This window comes from Nostoc sp. LEGE 06077 (assembly GCF_015207705.1).
Taxonomy (GTDB): domain Bacteria; phylum Cyanobacteriota; class Cyanobacteriia; order Cyanobacteriales; family Nostocaceae; genus Nostoc_B.
The window spans coordinates 153,710-180,071 of the sequence record NZ_JADEWI010000002.1 but is presented as its reverse complement, the minus strand read 5'-3'; the positions used below and the strand labels follow the sequence as shown (position 1 = coordinate 180,071).

The window sequence follows — 26,362 nt, the reverse complement described above, 5'->3', positions numbered from 1 at the left end:
CTTGCATCCACTAATTTATTCATAACAAATGTTTTATTTAGTTTAAACACTAATGCCGAGTATAAGCACGTTCAAACTTAGTTTTTAATTTTTGTGCGGCGAAGGCTAAAGCTACTGCGAGTAATGCAGCTGTAACAGCCACAGGCGAAACCCAAGAGTTATCTGTAAGTATAGCTAAAGCCGTGAGGGCGATCGCTCCCCCAAGGGAAATTTGTTTGACTAGCTGTGTCACCTGATAAGCTTGATTGCAAGAACTACATATTTGGGTATGTTGTGACAGTCTATCTAAGGTCAAGGAATTTTCTGGTAACTCATCTGGATGAAAGTTTTTAGCCGAAGAATAACCTTGATAAAATGGTAAACCCTCACCAAATCTGTCTAACCATTTGCGGTATTCAATTACTAAGGTATCAGAAGTTTTAAGTGGTAAATAAACGTCTTTGAGGCTTTTACCCAAGCGCTGAAGTTGTCTTTTTTGTTCGACAACAACCTGTAAATCACCTTCTAAAATTAAATTTCGTATCAAGATATGGTCTAGCCATTTCGGCATTAGCTTCATTTGCCAGGTAAACATATTTCCATAATTTCTCAGGAAAATTCGGCATCTTTCTTTACTCAAAGGAAGTGAATATAAAACTGTTCCACCAAATCTACCTTTTTCTTGATTACCAAACTTATAAATAATTAAATTTGGCGCAATAAAATCTATAGAAATCCAAGGCTGATTTGGCTGCCGTATTCCCCGCCAGCGGCTACGAATTCCCTGAATTGAACTATCAATAACTTCTATTTCTAGTGGTTGGGCATTTTCTCGCTTGCCGAGGATACCATCATGGCTAATAAAAACGTGGGCTGGATCAATGATATTTTCAATAAAATATGTCTGGTCATAAGGTAAATCTCTAATGTAATCTGTACAGAACAAACCTGGCTGATCTAACTCTGGTATTGTGGGAATTAATTCCTCAGCAGGTTTTTCTTCTCCAGCCCACATCCAAACAATACCTTGACGTTCTACAATTGGAAAAGATTTCACACAGGCGTTTGCGGGAATTTTGGCATCTTCAGGTAATTGCGGAATATGCAGACATTGACCATCAGTCCCAAATTGCCAGCCATGATATAAGCACTCAATTTTGCCATCAATAATTTGCCCATCAGAAAGTCTAGCACCACGATGGGAGCAACGATCTGTTAAACATCCTAATTTTCCCTCTTGATTTGTAAACAAAACCAAAGGTTCATCATAGAGAGAAAATCTGTAAGGATATTCTTTTGGTAAGTCTTGGATAAAAGCGATAGGATACCAGCAATTTTTCCAATCAAATGCTTGATTGTTATCTGGTGTTGCTAAAGCATCAGTTCTTGGTTGATGAGGCATGGTTGTCATATCTTTTTCCGCAGGTTTTAGCTAGAGAAATACTAAAAAATAGTAAATTGTATTAGTTGGATTTGTGGTTTATGATAAATTACAAATTTTGCGTTAGGAAATATTTATTTGTTGTATAGATATCCATCATAAACAATTTTATATAATTCATATTTGATTTTAGAAACAACTTAGATATTTATCAGGTAAGCATTAACTACTATATTTTAGATTAATTGAGATTTTTATTGAAAATGCCTACCTTACGGGATAATGTACCTTGTGATGTGCTGGTGCTTTAGGCTACTTAATATTTACGAAAACGAGAAACGCTATAACTGCTATAACTAATTGAGTATGATGACCCAAGACCCTGCAAACACTTTAAAAGTTGCTCATCAAGCATTTGATTATTTTACATCTGGTCTAGCTACGGGAGAATGGCAAGCATTTCTCGATATGCTTACAGAAGATTTTACCTTTTGGTTTCCGATGGGAAAGTTCCACGGGTTGAATGAGGGGAAAGAACGCGCCCAAGAGTTTTTGCAATATGTTTCTGAATCATTCAGTTCGGGAATTACCTTAACTTCTGTTGACCGCGTTACTAGTAATGAGACAACTGTTGTGTTTGAGTTTCGTGATGAAGGGTTGTTATTAGGACAACCTTACAAAAACCGTGTTGCAGTTTCTTTTGATGTGTGTGGAAATAAAATTTGTAGCTATCGAGAATACTTTGGTAGCGATGGGAAATCTTATTAGTCAATTGTCAATAGAATTAGCCTTGGGGAAATTGAGAAAGTTGGTAATTATGAGTTAATTTTAATTAAGTTCTTTTAACTCTTTGCATTTAGCTTCGGCGGCTTGATAAGCTGCTAAATATTCTTTACCACCTAACATGACATCACCATAATATTCGTAAGGTGTTGTGCCATAAATTGGTAGGGGGTCATCTTCGGGATAATCTTCTTTTGATTCTTCGATGATGGCTTTTAGCTTTTTAGCACTCAAACTTTGTGCTGGAAAATACCAAAGTTCTTCGTTGGTTTTACGGATGTGGGGTAGGTTGGGGTCAATGATGCGTGTAATGGAGTCTTCAGCAGAGGTATCCTTTAATTCAATCCAACCGTGTTCAACAGGTCGATAGGGTTTACCTGAATAAACTAAAAACCCTTGAACATAAATTGCTCCCTCTGTGGATAATGCTGCTTTGTAAGCATTATCAAAAGTTTGATTGGCCTTACTTTTGATGCGTTTAGCAATTTCAAGCGAAAGGGTTTCATCCAATACTTTATTCATTTACAGAGGAAATTTAAGTGCGGACTCATATTATTCTATCACTGACACAGTGTTGATTTGGTGGACTTATAATATGGGGCGATCGCTCTTGTCTATCAACCAACACTACATATAATCCATAGTCCCAGATAGATGCTAAAAATGACCATCTAAGATATACACTTAAGTGTACTGTTGCCTAATCTGCATGACCGTTGTGATTAATCAACATTCGGAAAACATTCCTAACCAACCGCGAGAAACATTATCAGACAAAGGCTATCAATTTTGCTGGTTTGATTGGTTTTGCCTTTGGTATCCACCAGGGTGGTTAGTTTTGTTTAACCGTCACTGGCAACATTATCATAGTGACCCCGATGGTTGGAATTGGTGGGAATATATATTATTTTTGATACCTTGTGGGTTTTATTTAGCACTGTTGATGCGATGGTTGCGCTTAGGTTGTCGTTTACCGAGAAAAGAAGTCGGAGAATTTAATCCCAACTATCAACAAGCTTTTCGCCAAGAAATTTTAGCGCCCATCGTTAAATATTATTTTCGGGGAGAACTGCAACAAATTGCTAACTTACCACAAACAGGGTCAATGATTGTGGCTATGAATCATGCCGGGATGTGTTTTCCGTGGGATTTTTTGACTTTGGGCTATTTATTAAGTGAAGCACGGGGATGGGTGGTGCAACCATTAGCCAGCGTATCTTTATTTGAACATCCTTGGATAATTTGGTGGCTACCGGCGCAATGGTCACAGGTTTTAGGTGGAGTACGGGCGGAGATTGGTGATTTTGAGACAGCGATCGCCCAAGGTAAAATTTTACTATATGCACCCGAAGGTATCCGCGGGCCGGGTAAAGGTTGGCAAAAACGCCATCAACTACAAAAATTCGATGTCAGCTTTATGCAGTTAAGCGATCGCTATCATATCCCGATTTTGCCAGTAGTTTGCATCGGTAGCGAGTTTTTACATCCTTGGGCTATTAATAGTAAAAAATTACAACGAATCATCAAGCTACCATTCTTACCCATATCTCCGTTAATGTTGATTTTGCTTTTATTTCCCTCAATGGGAGTTTGGGCGATGAAAACTAGGTTGCAATATTTTATTCAGCCTTTAGAACAGCAGATAAATTCGGGTAAAGACCGTGCATTTACTTATCAACAGGCGCAAAATTTTCGGGATAAACTACAAACTCAACTCAATCAAATGTTGAGTAGTTTCAACCTATAGATCTGAAATATTTACCTTCTCTATATTCAGAATAGCTTCTAATCCTCTCTCCTGCTGTTCCTAGCTTGGTTTATCTAACTTATTTCTAAATCTTCTAACTGTATCTACAGAAGTGAGGACATTTTAAAATAGTGAATGTCATAAATAATAAAGAAAATCTTTTGTATTAATTCTGGATTTAGCTTTAAGTATAAACCCTGGGAACAGCTAATAAATATATAAAAAAGTTTCTTTATATAGTTGAAATTAAAGCTCTGATGAATAAATCGATAAACTATAGACTACTGACAATTGTTGTGCCAAATTATATCTATTAACCACTGAAAAGCAAAAATTCAGAGATTGATATTCAGTGCATCTTCCATTGAACTCACTAGCAAGTAAAGATTGCTGGTATACAAACTAAATGAGCTAACAGAGAATTAAATACTCATTTACAAGAATAGATTAGCTTTTTAAAAGCAATTTATAGGCTCAGTTTGTCATAGCTTCAAAATCTAATTTTGAAAGTGAGTTTACTATGAAATTTTTCACAAGTAAAAAGAGATTTTGAAAAAATGGCTCAAATTAATTCACAAAAACTAATCGGTTATATCACTTGTGGTTTGTCGTCTTTAGCCGTGGTTATGGCCGGGCAAATGTCTCAAGCAGATGCTGCATCCATGAGTTTTACTTCCACTAACTTTACAGGCGATCCACTACAAGTTAGATATACATTGGATGATTCCATCGCGGGTGCTGGAAAAGTTCAGTTTAAAGTAGAATTTTTGACTGACGCAACCTATAAAAATATTGGCGACATCCGCGGAGTTTTCTTCAATATTAAAGATAACTCGCTTCTATCTGGTCTCCAAGTCGCAGGTCTGGGTGGCACACCTATAACAACAACAGACTTTAGTGATAAGGGGAAGCTTGAGAAAGTTGGTCAAGCTAATCTAAATGGTGATGGAAATACTCATACATTTGAATTTGGCGTAGAAATTGGTGAGCAAGGTTTAAAAGGCGGAACAGATGACTTTCAAACAGCCACCTTTGTTTTATCCCACAAGACAGCAGCCTTAACTCTCGATCAATTTCTCAATCAAGACTTCGGCTTACGTGTAATGAGTGTTGGGCTTCCCGACTCTAGTCGTGATGGAAGTAGCAAACTCGCAGGTATAGCTATACCAACACCAGTACCCGCGCCTGCACCAGCACCAGTACCAGCGCCCGCACCTGAGCCTGCACCCGCACCAGAACCAGCACCCGCACCAGCACCCGCACCAGAACCAGCACCAGCACCAGCGCCCGCACCAGCACCAGCACCAGCACCAGAACCAGAACCAGCACCAGCGCCTGCACCAGAACCAGCACCAGCGCCTGCACCTGAACCCGCACCAGCGCCAGAACCCGCACCAGCACCAGCACCAGCACCTCCAATTAATATTGAACCACCTACTCAGACTGAACTTAAATCAGTACCTGAACCTAGCACAATGGCAGCTTTAGGCTTGTTTGGTCTAAGTGCTTTAAGACTGAAGAAGAAAAACAAAAAAGATGATGTGTAAGCTTAGGTAATACTGTTAAGTTCTCATAATTGAGTTAGATATTGGGTTAAGAAGTGGCCACACACTTCTTGCCCAATTTTTTTATCATCAAAATACACTTAGTTTTGTTACTCTCACATTGACTCTACAAAAGCAGTACCAAAGCGATAGCCCTTTCCGTAAACTGTGTGAATTAAAGTAGCTTCTTTCCCTACTTCAATTTTTCGACGCAATAGGCGAATTAATGCAGCTATGACATTGCTACTTGGTTGTTCTTCATCTTGCCAGAGATGTTCCATAATTTGGGCATGAGTTAGCAACTGTCCTGTGTGTTCCATGAAGTATTGCAGCAGTTGGCTTTCTTTTTGCGATAGTTCAATAATGCGTCCTTGACGGTAAGCAACTTGGTTATCACAATCAAGTTCTAAATCAGCAACAACCAGCCTTCCTGGAGTAGTTTCATAGGTTTGCAAACCACCACGACGTAATAAAGCCCGGACTCGTGCTAATAACTCTCGTAATTCAAAGGGTTTGACTAAATAATCATCTGCACCAGCGTCTAAACCTTGCACGCGATCGTCTAAAGTATCTTTGGCAGTGAGAAACAGCACAGGCGTATTTTTGCCTTGTCGTCGCACTTCGTAGCAAATCTCTAACCCGGTTTTTCCTGGTAACATCCAATCTAAAATTAGTAAGTCATAATTACTGGCTGTTGCCAGTTGACTACCATTCGTCCCATCATAAGCTGCATCCACAGTGTAACCTTCACGAGTTAATACGCGACTTAAAGGGTCTGTTAACTCTACTTCATCGTCAACTAATAAAATTCTCATGCTGCTTATGGTAAGCAATCGAGATATTCTCAATAATAAATGAACTGCCAACACACTAAGGATATCAAGAAAAAGAATGTTGACTGTTGCACTACCGAAAGGGGAACTACTGAAAAATAGCATCCGCCTATTACAATCTGTGGGATTAGATTTTAGTGCTTTTTTAGATTCTGGAAATCGCCAACTCCAGATTCTTGATGCTAGTGGACAAGCTAAGGGTTTGTTGGTACGCGCCCAGGATGTACCTGTCTATGTAGAATATGGTCAGGCACAGTTGGGTATTGTTGGTTACGATGTGTTGCGCGAGAAACAGCCACAAGTTGCACATTTAGTTGATTTGCAGTTTGGCTATTGTCGTATGTCGGTAGCAGTTAAAGCATCAAGTCCTTATAAATCACCTTTAGATTTCCCGCCGCATTGTCGAATTGCTTCTAAGTATGTGAATTGTGCTAGGGAATATTTCCAAAGTTTAGATTTACCTGTAGAAATAGTGCCATTATCCGGTTCAGTGGAACTTGGCCCCATTACAGGAATGTCAGAAGCAATTGTAGATTTGGTTTCTACGGGGCGGACTCTGCGGGAAAATGGCTTAATTGAGCTTGAAACTCTCTATCACAGCACAGCGCGATTGATTGGCCATCCTTTAAGTTACCGAATCAATACAGGTAATCTGTGCGAATTGAGTGCTAAGTTGCGAGAGGTGGCTTTGGTAGGGGTATAGGGGTGTCAGGGTGTAGGTTTTCTTCACTACTCCCTATTGCCCATTGCCCACTCTATTTTGCCTACACTAGAATTATCCCTAATGTTAGAATGCGGGGCGATCGCTTTCTTGTTTACAACCCAAAAATCTCAACCAACTCTGCTGAAAAGTCAGAGTTAGTTAACTGATTATAAAAAAGCACATTTTTCAAAACTTTTAATCAAACCTTTTTTAAGCTTTTCCCAAAAATTAATGCAAGCTGAATTGTATAATCATGAACAGGCGAGAATAGAAGCTCTGCGCCGATATCAGATTCTTGATACTGAACCAGAGCAAGCCTACGATAATCTTGCCCAATTAGCGGCTTTTATTTGTGGTACTTCTATCGCTTTGGTAAATTTCATTGATCAAGACCGTCAATGGTTCAAAGCCAAGCTTGGTATTGATGTGCCAGAAATGCCCCGGAATGTTGGACTATCGTATCTTTGCTTAGAACGTAAAGATGTTGTAGTTATTAAAGATACATTAGAAGACGCAAGGTATGCGGCAAATCCGGCAGTGACGGGCTATCCTTATGTGCGGTTTTATGCAGGTGTTCCTTTGATTTCACCTGACGGACAGATATTAGGAACTCTCTGTGCAATTGACCCAACACCACGGGAACTGAGCCAACAACAAGTAGAGGCGCTGTCGGCTTTAGGTCGTCAGGTAATTAGTCAGTTAGAACTAAGGCGGAATTTAGCCGAAAGACAGCAAACGGAGACATTTTTGCGAGAAAGTGACCAAAGACTGAAGTTAGCATTACAGGCGGCTAAACTTGGTTCTTGGCAACTTGACCTGAAAACATGGGAATTATCTGCTTCTAGTCAGTGCTATATCAACTTTGGTCTGTCTTCAGAAACCGAGTTTACCTATAGTAAGCTGTTGGAATGTATTCATCCTGACGATCGCTCGAATATGCAAGAGTGTGTCAGACAAGCTATAGAAAATCACGGCGATTATGAAGCAGAATATCGCTGTATTTGGCCGGATGATAACAGTATTCATTGGATATTAACACGGGGTACTGTCATCTACGATGCTGATAATCAGCCAATGCGGATGATTGGTGTCACCCTGGATGTAACTGACCGCAAGCAAGCAGAAGAAGAACTTAAACGGCAGAATTTGCGATCGCAATTATTTGCCGAAATCACCATCAAAATTCGAGAATCCTTACAATTAGAAGAAATTCTGCAAACGACAGTTCAAGAAGTTCAAAAACTGCTGCACGCTGACCGAGTATTGATTTTTCAGCTTTGGCCTGATGGTTCAGGTACAGTAGTCAAAGAAGCCGCTCTACCAGGCTGGCCTGTGGTTTTAGGCCAAAACATTCTTGACCCTTGTTTTCAACAAGACTACGTAGAAAAATATCGACAAGGACGCATCAGTGCCATTGTTGATGTTGAAAAAGCTAACATTCGAGAATGTCATCGGCAATTTCTTCAGCAGCTTGCTGTCAAAGCTAACCTCGTAGTACCAATTTTGATTCGAGATGGGATTTGGGGGTTATTAATTGCTCATCAGTGCGCTCACCCCCGCCACTGGAACAACGTTGAAACGCAATTATTACTCCAGTTAGCTAATCAAATTGGTATAGCCTTATCCCAAGCGCAACTTTTAGAACAAGAAACCCGCCATGTTCAAGAATTAGCACGTTCTAATTCAGAGTTAGAGCAGTTCGCCTATGTAGCTTCTCATGATTTGCAAGAACCGTTGCGGATGGTGACAAGTTATTTACAGCTACTAGAGAGGAAATACAGCAACCAACTTGATGCAACTGCCGATCAGTTTATCAACTATGCCGTAGATGGAGCGCGGCGAATGCAAAACCTGATCAACGACTTGTTGAATTATTCACGAGTGACTACCCGTGGACAACCCTTTGTGCAAGTTGATTGTGCAGAAATTTTACAGCAGGCGATCGCTAATCTAAAATTTGCTATAGAAGATAGTGGCGCAGAAATTACATATAATCATCTACCAATAATCACAGCCGATCCCACACAACTAACACAAGTATTGCAAAACCTCATCGCTAACGCCATCAAATTCCGCCGAGAAATACCACCACGGATTCATATTGAGGCTGTTATGACAGATGAAGTAGGGGAACAAGCAAGCAAGGGAGAATATACTACTCAAAACTCAATTACTCCCCACGGGCTGAACGCCCCGCTACCGCTAACAGCACTCAGCATTCAGCACTCAGCATTCAGCACTCAGCATTCAGCACTCAGCACTCAAAATGGATGGCTATTCTCTGTAAAAGATAATGGAATTGGCTTAGAAGCACAGTACGCTGAACGTATTTTTGTCATTTTTCAGCGCTTACATGGTAGAAGTAAGTATCCAGGTACTGGTATTGGTTTAGCAATATGTAAGAAAATCATAGAACGCCACGGCGGACGTATCTGGGTTGAGTCAGAACCGGGTCAAGGCTCGAACTTCTATTTCACAATTCCAGATCAATCAGGTCAATAATCGTGAATAATAAACCAATAATTATGCCAATTGAGGTTTTGTTAGTCGAAGATAATCCTGGTGATGCTGAACTTACACGCATTGCTCTACAAGATAGCAAAATCTCAATTAACCTGAATATTGTAGAAGATGGCGTAGAGGCAATGGCATTTTTACGTAAGCAGGATAGCTATGCCAGAAAACCCCATCCTGATATTGTATTGTTAGATTTAAACTTACCGAGAAAAGATGGACGGGAAGTACTGGCAGAAATTAAATCTGACGACCATCTTAAACGGATTCCTGTGGTTGTGCTGACAACTTCCCAGTCAGAAGAAGATATACTTAAAGCCTATAACTTAGCTGCCAATTGCTATATCACCAAGCCGGTCGATTTTGATCAATTCGTTAAAATTGTACAATCCATAGAAAATTTCTGGTTTGCGATCGTAAAACTGCCGCCGGAGTAATGGATATGGCAGGAGAATTAATCAAAGTTTTATTAGTAGAAGATAACCCTGGGGATGTTTTTCTATTACAGGAGTTATTAAAGGAAGTCAAGACCGTAAAGGTAGAGTTACGTCCTGTTGAGCAATTGTCGGAAGCACTCAACTTGTTAGCCGATGATAGTTTTGATTTGATGCTTTTAGACCTTTCTCTACCTGATAGTCAAGGTATTAGCACTTTTTTGAGTGCCAACAGCCAAGCAAAAGCTACACCAATTATTGTCCTCACAGGCTTAGATGATGAAACTTTAGCACTCCGCGCTATGCAGGAAGGAGCGCAAGATTATTTAGTTAAGGGGCAAGTAACTGGTGATTTGCTAGTGCGTTCTATGCGCTATGCGATTGAGCGTCAACGCATTGAAGATGCCCTACGTCAAAGCGAAGAACGATTTCGCGTAGCCCTGAAAAATTCACCAATTTTTGTGTTCAATCAAGATAAAGATTTACGCTACACCTGGGTTTATAACTCTATTTCTGGGTGGACAACACAAGATATGCTGGGCAAACACGACTCAGAACTTATCTCATTGGAAGATGCTGAAAATCTTACCGCGATTAAAAATAGTGTCCTAACTACAGGCATAGGTACGCGAGAGGAAGTATCGCTAACTACTGATAAAGGCGATCGCTATTATGACTTGACTGTTGAGCCATTGCGAAATGAGTCGCAAGATATCGTGGGGATAACTTGCGCTAGTATCGATATCAGTGAAACCAAACAAGCAGAAGCAAAAATCCGTGAACAAGCCGCATTATTAGACATCACCACCGATGCTATTTGTGTCCGCGATTTAGAAAATAAAATTCTGTTTTGGAATAAAGGTGCTGAAAATCTTTATGGCTGGCAAGCATCAGAGGCTTGGGGCAAAAATGCCAGTGAATTATTGTTTGATGAATCTTCTCCCGAATTTGAAGCCGCTTGGTTAAACGTCGTCCGCAAAGGTAAGTGGCAAGGTGAATTAACAAAACGGACTAAAACTCATAAACAAGTATTAGTTGCTAGTCGTTGGAGTTTAGTACGTGATTCCCAGGGAAGACCCCAATCTATTTTAACCGTTGATACAGATATTACTGAGAAAAAACACTTAGAAGCGCAGTTATTTCGCGCCCAACGGATGGAAAGCATCGGGACTTTAGCCAGTGGTATTGCCCATGATCTCAACAATATCCTCACACCGATTTTAGCGGGGGCGCAACTATTACCGCTAAAATTTCCCGATGCTGATGAGCGAACGCAACATTTGTTAGAAATTTTAGAAATCAATGCCAAACGAGGTGCAGATTTAGTTAAACAGGTGCTATCGTTTGCGCGGGGTGTCGAAGGTCATCGCATCAATTTACAACCTAGACACTTAATTGTGGAAGTTTCCAAGATTTTAAAAGAGACGCTACCCAAATCTATTGAGGTTCGCCTTGACTTATCACCTGAATTGTGGGTAGTTTCGGGAGATAGTACCCAACTCCATCAAGTCCTGATGAATCTCTGCGTCAACGCCCGTGATGCGATGCCTGATGGTGGTACTTTAACTATTACGGCGGAAAATTTATTAATTGACGAAAATTACGCCCGGATGAATTTAGATGCCAAAGTCGGCCCCTATATAGTGATTAGTGTCTGCGATACGGGTATTGGCATTCCCGAAGAAATTTTAGATAGAATCTTTGAGCCATTTTTCACGACTAAAGCGGTAGGACAAGGCACAGGTTTAGGACTTTCCACGGTTCTAGGAATTCTCAAAAGTCACGGTGGCTTTGTGAGTGTAGAAAGCCAAATAGCAAATGGTACTTGCTTTAGGGTTTATTTACCAGCAGTGGGGGAACAGGAAACCTTTAGCCAAGAAGAAATAACCCTGCAAATAGGTCATGGAGAATTAATTCTGGTGGTGGATGATGAACCCTCGATTCAGGAAATTACAACAACATCCCTAGAAACTCATAACTACAAAACTTTAATTGCTGGTGATGGCATTGAGGCGATCGCTCAATATGCCAAAAATGCCGATAAAATTAATGTTGTCCTCATGGATATTATGTTGCCCTCATTGGATGGGGTTACGGCAATCCGTACTTTACAAAAAATCAACCCCCAAGTCAAAGTTATTGCCACCAGCGGACTCATGCCTAAAGATAAATTGGCGGAAATTATGAAAATAGGTGTCAAGAAATTCCTCTCTAAACCCTATACTGTGAATGAATTATTGCTGAGTTTGCAAGAGATTCTCAACGACAATGTTTGATGGTCAAGCATTTTGTTCATGTTCGATTGGCGTAAGCTGAATCACTACCCGTTGCTTAAGAACATGAGCGATTTTTTGCAGCATTGACAGAGAATGTCCTTCGTAATCAGCATCCTCCAATCTGGCAATTACAGGCTGTTTTGTACCAACCAGTTCCGCCAGTTGCTTCTGTGTTAATCCTGCTTTTGTTCTGGCTTCATAAATCAGCTGTGCAACTTCTGCATTAATGGAGGCTTCTTCTACTAATGCTTGAAGTTCAGAATCACTGTTGGTTATTTTGTCAATAATTTTGATTGCATCGCTAGTCTTAGCCATCTTTTTGTTCTTCTACGTAGGTGTGAACTTCGGGGTTTTGTTCAAATATCAGCTTGCGGGCGATCGCCCGTTCGATATCAATTGGCGGTACAGCTGTGCCTTCTTTTATGATTGCATGTGCCAGAATTGCCACATTTTGACCATGAAAAAAGTAAAGAATGCGGTACTGAACATGAATATGTTTTGCCCTAAGCTCATATATACCATCGCGCAAGTAATCAACAGCCGGACGACGAAGTTCGTATCCTGATGCTGCAAGTTGTTTGATTCGAGCCGCACAATTTGCATAACCTTTGCGGTCTTCGTGCAAAAGTTTTGTCAGCCAATCCAGCACAGGAACTTCCCCTTTGTCTTCTTGGTAGAAAACAACACGGGTTTCAGGCACAACTTACATTTAAATTATATTAATATTGTTATATTAATGTATAGGAAACAAAACAAACAAACTAAACAAAGTTTCCTAAAATCAAAATTAAGTCTTTCCACTACCAATCAAATACAACAACGCCATTCTGACAGCTACACCACTGGTAACTTGTGACTGAATCAAGCTAAATTCTGCGTCATCCATTAAATCAGAGCTAATTTCTACACCGCGATTAACGGGGCCGGGGTGTAAAACTTTCACATTTGGTTGACACAGTTGCAATTTTTGTCGGGTAATGCCAAATAACTGATGATATTCTCGCAAACTGGGGAGTAAATGGGCTGTCATTCGTTCTTTTTGCAAGCGTAAAGTCATGATAAAATCAGCATCTTCCAAGGCTGGTTCTAATTGCCAGTGTAAAAACAATTGCCCATTCAGTGTATCTGTTTTCTCACTATATATATACTCAGCAAATAATTTGGGTAAAAGCGTCGGTGGTGCAGCCAGATGGACTTGTGCGCCACTGGCAATTAAACTCCAAATATTCGATCGCGCTACACGAGAATGTAAAATATCCCCTACGATCGCAATTTTTTTTCCCGCCAACATTTCGATATTCGGGCGATCGCGGTCAATTAAAGTACAAATTGTAAATAAATCAAGTAATGCTTGGGAAGGATGTTCATGTTGACCGTCACCCGCATTCAGCACGCTAACTCGCACACCCAAACGATCCATTTCTTGGGCGATCGCATTAGGGACTCCTGCTTCTTTATGACGGATGACCATAATATCAGTACCCATCGCTAAATAAGTCTTGGCTGTATCGAGAATTGTCTCGCCCTTGGTCATGGAAGAAGTTGAAGCCGCAAAATTTAAGGTATCTGCACTTAAACGTTTCGCCGCGAGTTCAAAACTACTGCGAGTGCGGGTAGAAGGTTCAAAAAATAAATTCGCCACCACCTGTCCTTGCAAGGTTGGTACTTTCTTTGTCCGCCGTGATAGCACTTCTTGAAAACTGGCAGCAGTTTGTAAAACAGTATTGTATTCAGCGTTAGTAAAATCAGCTAGGGAAATTACGTGATGACGGTTCCAGGTGGTAGTAGGCATAAGTAACTGTGCGTTGCGGTGTAAAGATGCAATTGCTTCTCTACCAATATTTACTTTAAGTATGCAGAGGTAATAATAGCACTTGATTCCAACATAAAGACCAATATCGCATTGCACTAAGTTGAGCAGAAACCTCGCATTTGGCTCTTGGTTGGGTATATTTCTATTGAAATAACGGCCGCCTTGTGCAACTTTCTTTCAAACCTAACCCCCAACCCTTTCCCTACAAGGGAAAGGGAGCAAGAATCAAAGCCTCTCTCCGTTGCGGCTATAGTGTACACATAAATGTTCGTTGAGTGCATCTGTCCCGCCTCGGAATGAATTCCGAGTCTCATAGCGCAAGTCATCTGAAGATGACTCAACCAAAAATGTCTTCCAGTCCACGTTTTGTGGACTTTGGCTATGAGCCTAGAACTAAAGTTCCAGGCGGGATGTGGTTGAACACGAAAATTTTTGACTTGTGTGTACACCGTAGCTCCGTTGCGGGGAGAGGAATGGAAGTGGGGTTGCAAAAATAAGCTGCACATCGTGTGAAATAGGATTAATCGATGTTGAATTTTAGGGCTGCAAATTGCAATTAGTATAAGACAAAACCTCTCAAACTTAATCAGACAGACCAGGCGTTATGAAATTGCCAATATACCGACTGAGAAGAAAATTGATGTGGTTACTAGTGGGTTTGATTCTCGCTTTACTACTGACTATTCCTGTCAGACTAGCAATTGCTTACTACCAAAGTCCTCAACCCCAAGCTATCTTAACCCTCGGTGGTGGCGCAAACCGACAAGAGTTCACTGCCTTGTTTGCTCAATTTTATCCAGGTATAAAAATTTGGGTTTCTTCTGGTCTTCCTCCCCGCGAAGCACGAGCAATTTTTCATGCCGAGGGTATTACTGATGATCGATATTACCTTGACTATCGTGCTAAAGATACAGTCACTAACTTTACGACTTTAGTAGAAGTTTTCCAGCAACAGCGCATACAACATATATTCCTGATTACTTCTAAATTTCATATGCCCAGAGCTATGGCGATCGCTACATTAGTCCTTGGTAGTCGAGGTATTGCTTTTACTCCTGTCTCAGTACCATCGGAAGCAAGTGAATTAGAATCTACTGACCGCATTCTTCGGGATCTTGCTCGTTCCCTCGTCTGGATAATTACTGGTTATACAGGAGTCGAATTTTAACCTTTTTTACTTATAGACTGTCGAGATCGGACGAAAAAATAAGGGACGTTTTTTAGAACGTCCCCATAATTCAATGATTAAAAAATCAATGTCAGATCAAGACCCTTTACAACTCTCTCAAGAAAGCGATAATTGCTCTTTGATCATCGCGTGTGAGAGAACGGAAACGAGCCATAGCTTCCCGTGCTTCACTTCGATTAGTAGTTGAAAGAGGACTGTTATATGGTGGGCAAATGACATTCTGAGGCGATGGGCCGTAATCTACAACAATCTTGTCACTGCTGGTAAGACTACCGTCATAGCCAAGCTTGTTGACGACTTTACCACCTGGAGGTACAGGGCATCCACCACCTGGCAGAGTAGAAGTCTTAGAGTCATCAGGCGCTGGTAGGTCATGTAACTCAATCGCTGCTAGAAGCGCTTCGTCTACATTGCGAACAACCAAAGGTTCATTTGTTGCATCCCTATTGGTAGTTACAGTACCCGCAGGTGTGGTGTCACGGGTGAGGATACTTAAGAAAACACGCGCATCGTGCATGAATGGAGGGCCAACTCTACCAATCCCCATCAAAGGTGGTGTGCGGAAGCGATCGCCTGTAGCAGTTCCACGTACGTTTGTGAAGGAATCACTAGCAAAGTTACGCATTAGGTCATAGGTCATGAAGGTAGCGACATTATTACCACTTGGCCTTTGACCAAACGCATCTGCGCGGCTGACAAGAAATGGATCGCGGGGAATTGGCGCATTTCTCTCAACATCAATGACTGGGCCTCTATGGATATTAATATCCGAGAAAATAGGCGCCCAACGGTAGCTAAGAGCATCTATCAGTGCTTGTGAATCAGGCCCCAAGGATGGGTCGCCAACAGCTGGAGACTGACCAGTTCTTTGAACGGGAATATGACAGCTAACGCAACCAACCATGCGATCGCTCTGGTTAATAGCATTGGGATCTAGACCATCGCCGCCTCTTGGCATCTTACCGGGAATCATCCGGTTAGAAAAGGCAACCAAGTCAACACCAAACAACTGCGCTCCTCGTTGAACTCTAGCAGCTGGATTGTTACCAGGTAGAGGTCTAGAAGGATCTTTAGCTCTGAGGACAGCTAAGAGATTTCTGCCGAATTCTGGGGGAGCCAACGAGCGGATGAAGTTGCGCTCACTAAATGGTCTGCTGACAGGCAGTTCTGGGTCAGGTATTTCGTTTCGGCAACCGGCATTATAAGGAGCAATGGCGGGGTTAGCAATATTTTGCTCAAAAGGAGAGATGCGGTTAGTCATACTCAGACTACCAAACATACCTCCAACAATAAACTGCATCATTTCCGTACCATTGGCACGTAGACCAAACCGTCCTAACCCTTGGGCGAGAAGATCCTCTCGGCCAGAAGGCACATTCTGAGGAATTGTATTGGTTACACCGGTGACGCAATCACCAGTACATTGAAAGAAAGTAGTTCTGAGGGAAGAATTGTCACCTCTGATATCGTTGGGGTCAGAAACGTTCTCAATATCCTGGTTGGGAATCGCTTCTATCAACCCACGACCAATATATGGAGGGCCAGCCAGTTCAGTAATAGCACGTCTAAATCCACTAGCACTCTTGCCTGTAGCCTTATCAAAGCCAATGAGGTTTCTATCTTCCGCAACGCTGGGGATAGCATCTGGTTTGCAATCTAGACCAAACCGCGCTCTAAGTTCTTCACTTGGAGGGCGTACGTGCTGTAAGAAACCACCAAAATCCTGACCACTAGGACTAGAAGCATTCAAGGCATCAAAAATGACTGGTGATGCTGAAGCGTTAAAGTCGCCAAATACGGTAAATGCGGCGGTTCTTCCTGTGCTATTAATCGCATCTAGTTCACGCAGTTCAGGATTGGTGGCTAGACTACGACGATTTAAGTCAGCCGTACCATCAGGATTGACTGGATCTAAGCGCCTACCAGGCGCTCTACCACCATTAACTTGAGTATCACCAGATACAAAACTGAAGTTAGTAGTAGTTGACCTGTTAGCTCTACTAACAGTAGAAGTACCTGTGAGCAGTCCTTCGTTGGGGACTGACTCCAGGTTATTTAAGTGACAACCCGCACATCGAGTTTGCATGGCCATCGACCCGAAACCGTCTTCAATTCTGTTTGGAGTTGTAAAGAAGGTAGAACCTTCTAGTTCTCTTTCCTTCACAGAGTTTGGCAGAGAAGGAAAAACTAATTTATCCAACTGAGCGACAGTACTAACGGGTGTAATGCCAACATCGCCAAACGTATCACGGCGCACACGCTCTACCGGACGCAGAGGGCGAGTCGGAGGTTGAACCACGAAGTTGGTGGCAACTTCGGCTCGTCTGCGGGCAAATAAGGTTTCTTCGTCAGGAAGGGCAATCTGACCAAAAACCTTTTGTGGGTTTATATAGCCAATGAGTACTGAAAGGCCTAATGATAAACCCACTATCAATAAGAGAAATCTTTGTTGTTTTCGCATTAACTAAGTTCCAAGCTTATTTAATATTTGAGTAATACAAACTCAAGGCTACTGATTCCGTATTAGGAGTAATACAAACTTAAAGCTACCTATTCCGCATTGGATTTGTAGCTTTTTCGTAACTGAGTACGAAGAAAACAAGCAAAGCATTGATCCCAATACTTTAGAACTTAAGTTCGCAAATACCTGGGTAACTAATTACACTGTATATTACTACAATATCAGAGTAAAAGGAAATTTTTATTAAGTATATACTGTTAAATATTTCTACATAAACTATCGAGAATACATCAAGATACTATGAAGTTAATGTCCCGCTAAAGTTCAGTTTATGTAATCTTTAAATTCAAGTTATTTCCCTCACAAAGTTAAAAAAATCTTTAAAGAAAGACTCATCAGGAAAGAATATGCTGCTACAAAATAAATGCTTGCAGGCTTGATATATACCGCTAAAAATTGGGTTATTTTGCCCAAAACTAGAGGCTTTACTATGGTATGGTTAAGCTTTACATTTTTACATTACTTAATTAAGCCAAGCATATTGCTTGCCCTGTAATAGTTTTCTCAACTTTAAATGAATTAGCTTGGTGCTTGATATAGCAGAGCGAAAGATACTCTACCTCTAAGTTTATTGATGAATTTGCTAGTCAAATACTAGACACACAGCGCGAGGCTTTTATATCCAGTCTCAACATTGAATCTTTGTATCTATTAAGGTTGACTTTCAATCAATACTATGTGTTAAGAACCTTGGTAGATTTTGCCCATCCATAATCTATTTTTTAAAAAGCATATAGCTTTCAAACAGTAAATAGATTTAACAAAATTTCACTCACAATAATTAATCAATACTGAGAGTTGAGAAAAATTCTCAAGAATTAGTTTGAGGAAAAACTAAACTCTAAATCTAATCAAATTGCAGGTATTCCTAAACTATTGCATAAAGATCCATGCTTCGCGTCTTAGCTCGAAACAAAATTCATTGCACTAATTAGCAACACCTAAACTTGAATGATAGTATTGACGCAATAGTTTTGAGGCTTTGAACATTTACTGTTCATCTCAAACATGGATGTCTTCGTCACTAATATACTTAAACTCAGGACTTACACACAGGACACGGAACACAGAACCACAGAGGAAAAACGTAGGGAATAGAGTTTTAGCTGTTTTTGCGTAAGTCTTAGTATTAATTTAGCATACCAGACATCATCCGCTATCAAACTGAATTTCACATTAAGTTAAGATGCGTTTGCATTGTAATATTGTGTCTGGTGAAATACTTATCATTAAGGTCGTTTCTCTTTATAGATGATATGGCAGGTGACAGAGTTAAAAGTCTTATATTATCTAGGTTTTATCCTTTACCAATGTCCTAAATAATCTGGCTACGGCTATACAAATACAGGTTTTATTCCCCTTCCCTTGTAGGCTAAGGTGTACACACAAATATTCGTGTGTTGCATCTATCCCGCCTCGGAATGAATTCCGAGTCTCATAGCGCAAGTCATCTCAAGATGACTCAACCAAAAATGTCTTCTAGTCCAAGCTTTGTGGACTTTGGCTATAAGCCTGTAACTTTAGTTCTAGGCGGGATGTGATTGAACATAAAAATTTTTGACTGGTGTGTACACAGTAGCCTTCCCTACAAGGGAAAGGGTTAGGGGTTAGGTCTGTATTCCACTCAACTGCAAACCGCTATAATCGCAGAGTCTAGGCGATTGAATAGCGGCGGACACACAAGTAACTTGCCGGATATGATATGAATCTTGGATTTTGCGGTAATTATTGAGGAAAATGAAAAACCTGTAAAGCTACAGAAATTAAAGTCAGGAAGGTTAAAAAGCCAATAGTATCTAGCATAGTGGTGACTAACGGCCCACTTACCAAGGCTGGATCAAGCTTCAGGCGTTTTAAACCCATTGGTAGTAGTGTACCGAGAGTCACAGCCACCATTGTATTAGTAGCCATGACTGTGCCTGCAACTAAACCCACCCATCTTTCTTGAGGTTTCGCCCAAATCATCGACAGCGCCATCATAGTTAAGGCTAAAACTACCGCTGTACCTAAGCCAGCGAGAATTTCTTTGCGGAGAATTTTGAAAGTATCTCTGGGTGTGACTTCACCTACACCTAAACCTCTAATTGTCACAGTTAAGGCTTGAATTCCCACAGTCCCGCCGGTGTTAGAAAAAATTGGCATGATCACGGCTAAAACTGGGACAGCCGCAATCACTGATTGAAAAGGAGCGATCGCACTTGCCGCTCCTATATACAATGCCATAATTGCCAACAACCACGGTAAGCGCTTCCGCATGGTGACTAAGGGAGGAGACAAAGCCTCTTCATCACCACTTACCCCGGCTAATTTTTGAATATCTTCGGTGGCTTCTTCTTCTAAAATATCAATTACATCATCAATGGTGATGATGCCGACTAATCGATCTTCCCTGTCAACTACGGGGATAGCGATTAAGTCGTAACGCTTCATGATTTGGGCAACTTCTTCTTGCGGTGTTTCTGTTTTTACCTTAAGAACGCGATCGCTGGCAATATCCCGAATATAAACATCGGGGAAGGTAAACAATAACTGACGCAAGGAAACTACTCTGACAAGTTTGCGGTTATTGTCTGTAACATAGGCATAGTAAATTGTCTCTTTGTCTTCGTCTTGGCGGCGAATTTTGCTTAAAGCTTCACCGACAGTTAAGCCTTCTTGCAACCGCACATATTCTGTAGTCATTACTCGGCCAGCCGTACCTTCGGGATAACCGAGAATTGTGGCTGTAGCTTGCCTTTGTTCAGGGCTTAACTGTTGTAATAACCGTTTAACTACCCCAGCCGGTAACTCATCAAATAATTCTGCCCGTTCATCGGGACTCATCGCTTCAACAATCTGCACTACCTGAACATCATGCAGTGAATTAATTAGTTCTTCCTGCAAATCAGTGGGTAGATATTCAAAAACGTCAATTGCTTGGGCTTTATTGAGGAGACGAAAAGCGATCGCCCGTTGTTTTTCGGGTAATTGAGCAATATATTCTCCGACATCCACGGGTTGTAGTCGATTTAAATCACATTTGAGTTGATTTAAATCGGTGACATCAAGCAGTGAATCACGAATGTCCTGTGTGAGCATACATAATACCTCCTATGTGCCTCCCCCACGCCGAGAGACACGCTCACTAGCTTAGAGGAGGTTCGTACTGCCGTCTTGTGGACTTTTGTCCATAAAATCTCAACAACTCAATATCGATTGCCCATCAAGGCATCGCTAACTGATTATCGTAACCCGGAATCGTACGATCTGATCAATTTTCAGTATCTATGTACTAATTCTGTGATATTCCGTACAAGTACAGCATGAATAACCTTGATTTTCTGTTAGCTAGTGTCGATTTTACTATTGCTAAAATTTGTGTCAAGTAAATATAGATATTTACTGGCAAAATTCACAAATTCAAAATATTTACAGGCACTAATTAGTATTTATTTGAAGACTATGGATATAGTGATGGGTTCTGACTAAAATTCTCAACTCTAGAACTGTTGGCAAACACAAATTTTCAGAAATATCGGGGTAGAAGGATACAAAGGTGTAGAGGTTTCAGGCAAGAAACAGTGTTTCTTTCATTTATTATAGGTGGTTAATGATAACTTGTGTGTGCTTACGTCTTGCACCAGCTAGTTTAGGGAAATTACAGTTAAGTATTCAATATTGAAAGGTCAAATAAAATGTCATTTTACATTGTGTGTGGATTTTTCTAATTTGCCCGGATATATTTTTTTGAAATTAGAAAATAGTGGGGGTATAATTTATGTACTTGTTAACGACGATAGACATATATATTCTGTTTTAATAGATCACCATTTTTTAGCTAGTTAAACTTACACACCAAACTCTTTTCTACCGCTTTCAATCTACTCTTCAATAAATTCGATCTTTGGGAAATAAATTATACCTCTAGGTAAGATATTGATTCTCATTAGTCACTTGTATTGACAAAGAACAAGGGACTAATGACTAATGACAAACCTGCACTCACTCCTTTGTCAAAAACCTATACTTGTGAGCTATTCCATCTGGTTAATACTTAAACTGCGTCACAACTTTTTGCATATCTACCGCCATCCGGGCTAATTCGGCGGCGGCGGCTGAGGTATTACTGGCTCCAATGGTGGTAGTTTGAGCGTTCAGCGCCACAATGCCGATGCTTTTGGCAATATCTGTTGTGCCTTGGGCGGCTTCGGCTATATTGCGGGCAATTTCATTAGTGGTTGCAGTTTGTTCTTCCACAGCGCTGGCGATAGTGCTTTGCAGGTCGTTAATTTGGTTGATAATGTCAGTAATTTGACCAATTGCAGCCATTGCACCTTGAGTATCGGTTTGAATTGCTTCAATGCGTTGACTAATATCTTCGGTTGCTTTGGCTGTTTGTTTGGCTAATTCCTTGACTTCGTTGGCAACGACAGCAAACCCTCGCCCAGCATCACCGGCTCTAGCGGCTTCGATTGTGGCGTTGAGTGCGAGTAAGTTTGTTTGTTGGGCAATGGATGTAATAACTTTAATTACTTTGCCAATTTCCGAACTACTTTGACCGAGTTTATTTATTGTCTCATTGGTGCGATCGGCAGTTTTGACGGCCTGATTGGCAACTTTTGCCCCTTCGGCGACAGTTTTGGCAATTTCTCGAATGCTGGCATTCATCTCTTCTACTGCCGTTACAACTGTGATGCTATTTTGATTCACTTGTTCTGCTGAAGCAGAGGCGGAATTTGCTTGTTCTGAGGTTTGTTTGGCATTTTCAGTCATTTCTTTGCTGACTGCGGTGAGTTCTTCCGCAGAAGATGCAACGGCTGTGGCGACATCTGCCATTTGTCTGATAGAAGACCTCAGACGGCTAATCATCTGATTGGCATTATCGGTCAGCTGCTTAAATTCTCCGGCGTTGTCGGCTTCGATATGCTGGGATAAATTTCCTTGAGCAACCACAAGGGTAACTTCTCTAATACTTTTAATCTGCTCGGAGATATTTGCAGACATTTGATTGACGTTGTTGAGTAATTCTTGCCAAGAACCTTTAGCACCTTTGACCACAGCTTGAGAATCTAAATTTCCCTCTGTACCAATCTCTGAGGCTAAACGCGCCACTTCGTTGTTGACATTTTGGTTCAAAGTTACCCATTCATTAAAAACTGTGGCAATTTCAGCTAAACCATTGTCCTCAATGGCTAAACGGACGGTAAAATCGCCATTTTTGGCGGTTTTAAGTGCTGCTAATAAAGGTTGCAGTTGGATATCTGTTGTATTTTGATGAGTTTGTACTGGTTCTGCACCATTTGCAGCAGGAGATTTAGAGTTGACTGTTTTGCCAGCCCGGTTTGTAGCCATTGCCAATAGCTCCTAAATTACTTTAACGTTGAGAATTTTTTCTGTGTCAACAACTAACAAAAACCCTTCTGCAAGTGGATAAGCTCCCGTCAGTATCTGACGCATTCTACCTTGTAGGGTTGCTGGTGGAGCTTGAAAGGTGTTTTCGGGAAATTCTAAAACATCTCCAACATCATCGACAAGTAAACTGACTACTTCACTATCAGAACATACAACGATATTAAACCCCTGGGGTTCTTCTAGCTGAATGTTCTGCCTAGCTGATTTACCCATATCTAATCGCTGCTGCAAGTCGATGACCGGAATAATTTGTCCGCGCAAGTTAATTAATCCACAAATATCTGGTGGTGTTAAAGGTACACGAGTTATCACTTGGGGACGAATTACTTCTTGAACTTGCCGCACATCAATGCCAAAGTAAATTTTATTTAACCAAAAAGTGCAGAGTTGTTGTTCAGCCACGATCGCTCTCTAAACAAGGCAAAAAAAATAAAAATCAAAATGCTTTGTAGCCCCTAAGTTTATTTAGGGAACGAAGTAAAAACATTTGTTTCGAGATGGTACAGCGTGAAAAACAATATATCATTCATTATCAAATTCCCTGAATTTATTTATGGGGATGATCTTTTGAATTTTTACTGAGTTAATTGCCATAAATAGGGGTTAGCCATCTTAATCACAGCTTCAACATCCAATATTTCTGTGATTTGCCCTTGAATTACAGCACAACACAAAACCCCCGGTCTACTAGGGATACCTTTAATTGTCAGTGGTTCTTCTACAATATCCACAATGCGCTCAACTACTAAGCCAACACTTAGTTCAGGGTTGGGAGAGACAATCACTAATTGCAGTGTCTCAGTTTCATGACTAGGCGTTGGCTGATCACTAGGAAATATGTTTTTCAGGTCAATTAAAGGTAAAATTCTGCCAGAAGAGCGCACCACAGCTTGATTACCCACTTTTTCGACAGCAGCACGCTTAATTTCTTCTAGCCGAAAGGCGATCGCCACGGGAATCCCCATCGGTGCGCCTGGAGTCCCTTGAAACAGTAAAATTAATTGGCGTTCCTCTAATTCTGGGGAAATAGTTGTCCCGGTAATACTAGATAATAGCTGTTGTTTTTCGTGCAGTTTAACTTGTGTTGCCAAATTTGCTGCATCAATAATTAATGCTACTTGGCCATCGCCCATAATTGTGGCTCCCGTAAACAAAGATAGGGCTTTTAATTGCTTTCCTAAAGGTTTGACAACGATATCTTGAATATCTTCCACTGCATCGACAACCAGTCCAAATTGATAGTTATCTGCTTGGATAACTATGAGGTTGAGTGGGGAGGGTTCGATGGGTGCTGAATGGGGAGAATTTGATGGGTGTAGGACTTGATTGAGATAAACTAAGGGGATGAGATGACCACGCAGGTGGTAGACTGGTACGTCGTAAAATATTTCAATTTGTTGAAGTGCTTGTTCTGGTTCTAAGCGCACCAACTCTTGGAGGCTGGCTTGGGGGATAGCATAGCGATCGCCATTACTCCTGATAATTAATGCAGGAATAATTGTCAATGTCAGGGGAATTTTGAGTTTAAATCTAGTACCTTTTCCTGGCTGACTATCAATTTCAATACTGCCGTTAATTTTATCAATATTACTTTTGACAATATCCATCCCTACGCCACGCCCAGAAAGGTTTGTTACCTGTTCTGAGGTGGAAAAACCCGGTAAAAAAATTAAATTTATCGCGTCTGCATCGTTCATGATTTCCGCCTGTGCAGAACTAACGAAGCTGAGTTGCTGCGCCCGTCTTTTGAGTTGGGTTATGGATAAACCGCGTCCATCGTCGCCTATTTCAATATTGACTTTGCTATTTTCATAAAAGGCTTTCAGAAATAGCTTTCCCGTGATTGGCTTCCCAACAGTAGTTCGCTCGGTTGGTGATTCAATGCCATGATCAATACAGTTACGGACTAAATGAGTTAAGGGGTCTTTAATCGCTTCAATAATACTTTTATCAACTTCTGTATCTGCGCCTTGGATTTCTACTGCAACTTGTTTACCATGTGCGATCGCTAAATCTCGAATTACTCGCGGGAATTTCTGCCAAATCGTACTGATTGGTTGCAGTCGAGTTTTCATCACGCCTGTCTGTAACTGGGCTGTAATCAAGTTGAGATGCTGATAAATCGCCGCAAAACTACCATCTTGATATTTATCAGCAAATCCCATCATTTGGTTCCGGGTTAGAACCAATTCACCCACTAAGTTCATCATCTGATCTAGTAAACTCACATTTACGCGGATATGCGCCGATTCTGCACCTGTGATGGTGGTTTCTGCTAGTTCGCTAGGCTGGAGCGCTGGAGATAATGAGGATACAGTGACGACCTGTTGAGTTTCTGCTAATTCCGCTAAAGCACGGATAAGTGTAGAATAATCGTCATTACCCTCAGACTTTGTGGTTGTTATTTGGGATAGCAGTTGACGAATGCTATCTACTGTTTGCAGTAAGGTGCTGATGATTTGTGGTGTGACTGTAAATTGGCGATCGCTTTTACCAAGATTTAATTCTTGACTCTCTAGCGATTGTGTAAAGCGATCGCGCAAACATGAGATTAAACTTTCTCCCGCATGGGCTAGTGACTCCAGCTTAGGAAAAGGCAAAAAGCCACAGTTTCCTTTGAGCGTGTGGAGTGAGCGATAAATCCGATCTAAAGCTTCTCTATTAACAGAGTTTTTCTCTAGCTCTATGATGTCCCTTTCAATTTGAGACAACCCTTCATTGCTTTCCACGAGAAATGCTTCTAGATCATCGTTGTCAATTTCTGTTAACTCCATTAGTTTGATAAACGATAAATTTATATCTTTTGTCTTAATCTTAATATTTTTAAAATCATTAGAGATATTTCGGAAGAAAGATGTTCGCAGTAGTTAATGCTGAAAAGATAATGTTGTCCCCAATAATTAAGTCTGAGATAGATATGCAATGTCCTCGTTGCCATTCAACTCAAGCTGCTAAGAATGGTCGTCGCCAAAACAGACAATGCTACAAATGTAAACAGTGTGGTCGTCAGTTTCTCGAATCATACAAACCTTGGTGTTATTCAAATGATATCAAGCAACTTTGCTTAAAAATGCATCTCAATGGGATGAGCCTCCGGGAAATTGAACGAGTCACAGAGATTCACCACACAACTGTTCTACATTGGTTACGTCAAGCCCAGTCAACAATCAATAATATTTCCCAATCCCCAAAAAATTGACAAGACTCTCCAGAAAGTAGCATTATGGTTTCAGCACAGTTTCTTTATCCACACA

At 40.9% G+C, this 26,362-nt stretch carries 21 protein-coding genes; 10 read left to right on the top strand and 11 right to left on the bottom strand.

The features are described 5' to 3' along the window. Positions 1-49 precede the first annotated feature (49 nt). Positions 50-1,390 (bottom strand): Rieske 2Fe-2S domain-containing protein, encoded by a 1,341-nt coding sequence (locus IQ244_RS02190; RefSeq protein ID WP_193889432.1) that lies wholly within the window; start codon positions 1,388-1,390, stop codon positions 50-52. 339 nt (positions 1,391-1,729) lie between these two features. On the opposite strand from IQ244_RS02190, the gene IQ244_RS02185 reads away from it, so the two are divergent. Next, complete coding sequence (locus tag IQ244_RS02185; RefSeq protein WP_193889510.1) at positions 1,730-2,128, top strand: nuclear transport factor 2 family protein; 399 nt, start codon at positions 1,730-1,732, stop codon at positions 2,126-2,128. A gap of 60 nt (positions 2,129-2,188) precedes the next feature. On the opposite strand, the gene IQ244_RS02180 is transcribed toward IQ244_RS02185, so the two are convergent. After that, complete coding sequence (locus tag IQ244_RS02180) at positions 2,189-2,665, bottom strand: hypothetical protein (protein WP_193889431.1); 477 nt, start codon at positions 2,663-2,665, stop codon at positions 2,189-2,191. Positions 2,666-2,861: 196 nt separating this feature from the next. Here IQ244_RS02180 and IQ244_RS02175 point away from each other — a divergent pair, with 196 nt between their 5' ends. After that, positions 2,862-3,890, top strand: coding sequence for a 1-acyl-sn-glycerol-3-phosphate acyltransferase (locus IQ244_RS02175; protein ID WP_193889508.1), 1,029 nt, complete (start codon positions 2,862-2,864; stop codon positions 3,888-3,890). A 557-nt stretch (positions 3,891-4,447) separates the two neighbouring features. Beyond that, positions 4,448-5,437, top strand: coding sequence for a PEP-CTERM sorting domain-containing protein (locus IQ244_RS32320; RefSeq protein WP_228058682.1), 990 nt, complete (start codon positions 4,448-4,450; stop codon positions 5,435-5,437). A 113-nt stretch (positions 5,438-5,550) separates the two neighbouring features. Here the strand turns inward: IQ244_RS32320 and rppA are convergent, their stop codons facing one another. Beyond that, the gene (gene rppA / locus IQ244_RS02165; protein ID WP_193889430.1) at positions 5,551-6,249 is read right to left on the bottom strand and encodes a two-component system response regulator RppA; all 699 of its coding nucleotides are present in this window, start codon (positions 6,247-6,249) and stop codon (positions 5,551-5,553) included. 76 nt (positions 6,250-6,325) lie between these two features. Here rppA and hisG point away from each other — a divergent pair, with 76 nt between their 5' ends. The 4 genes from hisG to IQ244_RS02145 all read left to right on the top strand — a co-directional run bounded on the left by hisG (position 6,326) and on the right by IQ244_RS02145 (position 12,194). Next, a complete protein-coding gene (gene hisG / locus IQ244_RS02160) occupies positions 6,326-6,970 on the top strand; it encodes an ATP phosphoribosyltransferase (protein ID WP_193889429.1) in 645 nt (214 codons plus the stop codon). Between the two features lie 231 nt (positions 6,971-7,201). Beyond that, the gene (locus tag IQ244_RS02155) at positions 7,202-9,472 is read left to right on the top strand and encodes a GAF domain-containing protein (protein WP_193889428.1); all 2,271 of its coding nucleotides are present in this window, start codon (positions 7,202-7,204) and stop codon (positions 9,470-9,472) included. A gap of 23 nt (positions 9,473-9,495) precedes the next feature. Then, positions 9,496-9,921 (top strand): response regulator, encoded by a 426-nt coding sequence (locus IQ244_RS02150; RefSeq protein ID WP_193889504.1) that lies wholly within the window; start codon positions 9,496-9,498, stop codon positions 9,919-9,921. Between the two features lie 5 nt (positions 9,922-9,926). Then, on the top strand, positions 9,927-12,194 hold the full coding sequence (locus IQ244_RS02145) for a response regulator (protein ID WP_193889427.1): 2,268 nt from the start codon (positions 9,927-9,929) through the stop codon (positions 12,192-12,194). A 3-nt stretch (positions 12,195-12,197) separates the two neighbouring features. Here the strand turns inward: IQ244_RS02145 and IQ244_RS02140 are convergent, their stop codons facing one another. The 3 genes from IQ244_RS02140 to IQ244_RS02130 all read right to left on the bottom strand — a co-directional run bounded on the left by IQ244_RS02140 (position 12,198) and on the right by IQ244_RS02130 (position 13,986). Continuing rightward, positions 12,198-12,509: a helix-turn-helix domain-containing protein gene (locus tag IQ244_RS02140; protein WP_193889426.1), complete on the bottom strand. Its 312-nt coding sequence runs from the start codon at positions 12,507-12,509 to the stop codon at positions 12,198-12,200. After that, positions 12,502-12,894, bottom strand: coding sequence for a type II toxin-antitoxin system RelE/ParE family toxin (locus IQ244_RS02135; RefSeq protein WP_193889425.1), 393 nt, complete (start codon positions 12,892-12,894; stop codon positions 12,502-12,504). The genes IQ244_RS02140 and IQ244_RS02135 overlap by 8 nt, the downstream gene beginning before the upstream one ends. An 87-nt stretch (positions 12,895-12,981) precedes the next feature. Further along, positions 12,982-13,986 (bottom strand): aspartate carbamoyltransferase catalytic subunit, encoded by a 1,005-nt coding sequence (locus tag IQ244_RS02130; RefSeq protein WP_193889424.1) that lies wholly within the window; start codon positions 13,984-13,986, stop codon positions 12,982-12,984. Between the two features lie 353 nt (positions 13,987-14,339). Between IQ244_RS02130 and IQ244_RS02125 the strand changes: the two genes are divergently transcribed. Then, positions 14,340-14,504, top strand: a complete 165-nt coding sequence (locus tag IQ244_RS02125; RefSeq protein ID WP_193889423.1) for a hypothetical protein — start codon at positions 14,340-14,342, stop codon at positions 14,502-14,504. A gap of 143 nt (positions 14,505-14,647) precedes the next feature. After that, entirely contained in the window at positions 14,648-15,175 is a 528-nt protein-coding gene (locus IQ244_RS02120; RefSeq protein ID WP_193889422.1) for a YdcF family protein, read from the top strand. 106 nt (positions 15,176-15,281) lie between these two features. Here IQ244_RS02120 and IQ244_RS02115 read toward each other — a convergent pair whose 3' ends face one another. From IQ244_RS02115 to IQ244_RS02095, 5 genes are all read right to left on the bottom strand, one after another. Then, positions 15,282-17,657 carry a di-heme oxidoredictase family protein gene (locus IQ244_RS02115; protein ID WP_193889421.1) on the bottom strand — a complete coding sequence of 792 codons (2,376 nt, stop codon included), beginning with the start codon at positions 17,655-17,657 and terminating at the stop codon, positions 15,282-15,284. A gap of 1,785 nt (positions 17,658-19,442) precedes the next feature. Further along, positions 19,443-20,795, bottom strand: a complete 1,353-nt coding sequence (gene mgtE / locus IQ244_RS02110) for a magnesium transporter (protein ID WP_193889420.1) — start codon at positions 20,793-20,795, stop codon at positions 19,443-19,445. Between the two features lie 948 nt (positions 20,796-21,743). Beyond that, positions 21,744-23,048: a methyl-accepting chemotaxis protein gene (locus IQ244_RS02105; protein WP_193889419.1), complete on the bottom strand. Its 1,305-nt coding sequence runs from the start codon at positions 23,046-23,048 to the stop codon at positions 21,744-21,746. A gap of 12 nt (positions 23,049-23,060) precedes the next feature. Then, positions 23,061-23,510, bottom strand: a complete 450-nt coding sequence (locus IQ244_RS02100; RefSeq protein WP_193889418.1) for a chemotaxis protein CheW — start codon at positions 23,508-23,510, stop codon at positions 23,061-23,063. 173 nt (positions 23,511-23,683) lie between these two features. Beyond that, on the bottom strand, positions 23,684-25,882 hold the full coding sequence (locus tag IQ244_RS02095) for a chemotaxis protein CheA (RefSeq protein WP_193889417.1): 2,199 nt from the start codon (positions 25,880-25,882) through the stop codon (positions 23,684-23,686). A 143-nt stretch (positions 25,883-26,025) separates the two neighbouring features. Here IQ244_RS02095 and IQ244_RS02090 point away from each other — a divergent pair, with 143 nt between their 5' ends. Then, positions 26,026-26,307: an IS1 family transposase gene (locus IQ244_RS02090; RefSeq protein WP_193889416.1), complete on the top strand. Its 282-nt coding sequence runs from the start codon at positions 26,026-26,028 to the stop codon at positions 26,305-26,307. Positions 26,308-26,362: the final 55 nt, after the last annotated feature.

What these genes read in the sequence shown, in the direction of transcription:
- IQ244_RS02190 (WP_193889432.1), bottom strand. Translation starts at nt 1,390, where the DNA reads ATGACAACCATGCCTCATCAACCAAGAACTGATGCTTTAGCAACACCA.
- IQ244_RS02185 (WP_193889510.1), top strand. Translation starts at nt 1,730, where the DNA reads ATGACCCAAGACCCTGCAAACACTTTAAAAGTTGCTCATCAAGCATTT.
- IQ244_RS02180 (WP_193889431.1), bottom strand. Translation starts at nt 2,665, where the DNA reads ATGAATAAAGTATTGGATGAAACCCTTTCGCTTGAAATTGCTAAACGC.
- IQ244_RS32320 (WP_228058682.1), top strand. Translation starts at nt 4,448, where the DNA reads ATGGCTCAAATTAATTCACAAAAACTAATCGGTTATATCACTTGTGGT.
- rppA (WP_193889430.1), bottom strand. Translation starts at nt 6,249, where the DNA reads ATGAGAATTTTATTAGTTGACGATGAAGTAGAGTTAACAGACCCTTTA.
- hisG (WP_193889429.1), top strand. Translation starts at nt 6,326, where the DNA reads ATGTTGACTGTTGCACTACCGAAAGGGGAACTACTGAAAAATAGCATC.
- IQ244_RS02155 (WP_193889428.1), top strand. Translation starts at nt 7,202, where the DNA reads ATGCAAGCTGAATTGTATAATCATGAACAGGCGAGAATAGAAGCTCTG.
- IQ244_RS02150 (WP_193889504.1), top strand. Translation starts at nt 9,496, where the DNA reads ATGCCAATTGAGGTTTTGTTAGTCGAAGATAATCCTGGTGATGCTGAA.
- IQ244_RS02145 (WP_193889427.1), top strand. Translation starts at nt 9,927, where the DNA reads ATGGCAGGAGAATTAATCAAAGTTTTATTAGTAGAAGATAACCCTGGG.
- IQ244_RS02140 (WP_193889426.1), bottom strand. Translation starts at nt 12,509, where the DNA reads ATGGCTAAGACTAGCGATGCAATCAAAATTATTGACAAAATAACCAAC.
- IQ244_RS02130 (WP_193889424.1), bottom strand. Translation starts at nt 13,986, where the DNA reads ATGCCTACTACCACCTGGAACCGTCATCACGTAATTTCCCTAGCTGAT.
- IQ244_RS02125 (WP_193889423.1), top strand. Translation starts at nt 14,340, where the DNA reads ATGACTCAACCAAAAATGTCTTCCAGTCCACGTTTTGTGGACTTTGGC.
- IQ244_RS02120 (WP_193889422.1), top strand. Translation starts at nt 14,648, where the DNA reads ATGTGGTTACTAGTGGGTTTGATTCTCGCTTTACTACTGACTATTCCT.
- IQ244_RS02115 (WP_193889421.1), bottom strand. Translation starts at nt 17,657, where the DNA reads ATGCGAAAACAACAAAGATTTCTCTTATTGATAGTGGGTTTATCATTA.
- mgtE (WP_193889420.1), bottom strand. Translation starts at nt 20,795, where the DNA reads ATGCTCACACAGGACATTCGTGATTCACTGCTTGATGTCACCGATTTA.
- IQ244_RS02105 (WP_193889419.1), bottom strand. Translation starts at nt 23,048, where the DNA reads ATGGCTACAAACCGGGCTGGCAAAACAGTCAACTCTAAATCTCCTGCT.
- IQ244_RS02095 (WP_193889417.1), bottom strand. Translation starts at nt 25,882, where the DNA reads ATGGAGTTAACAGAAATTGACAACGATGATCTAGAAGCATTTCTCGTG.
- IQ244_RS02090 (WP_193889416.1), top strand. Translation starts at nt 26,026, where the DNA reads ATGCAATGTCCTCGTTGCCATTCAACTCAAGCTGCTAAGAATGGTCGT.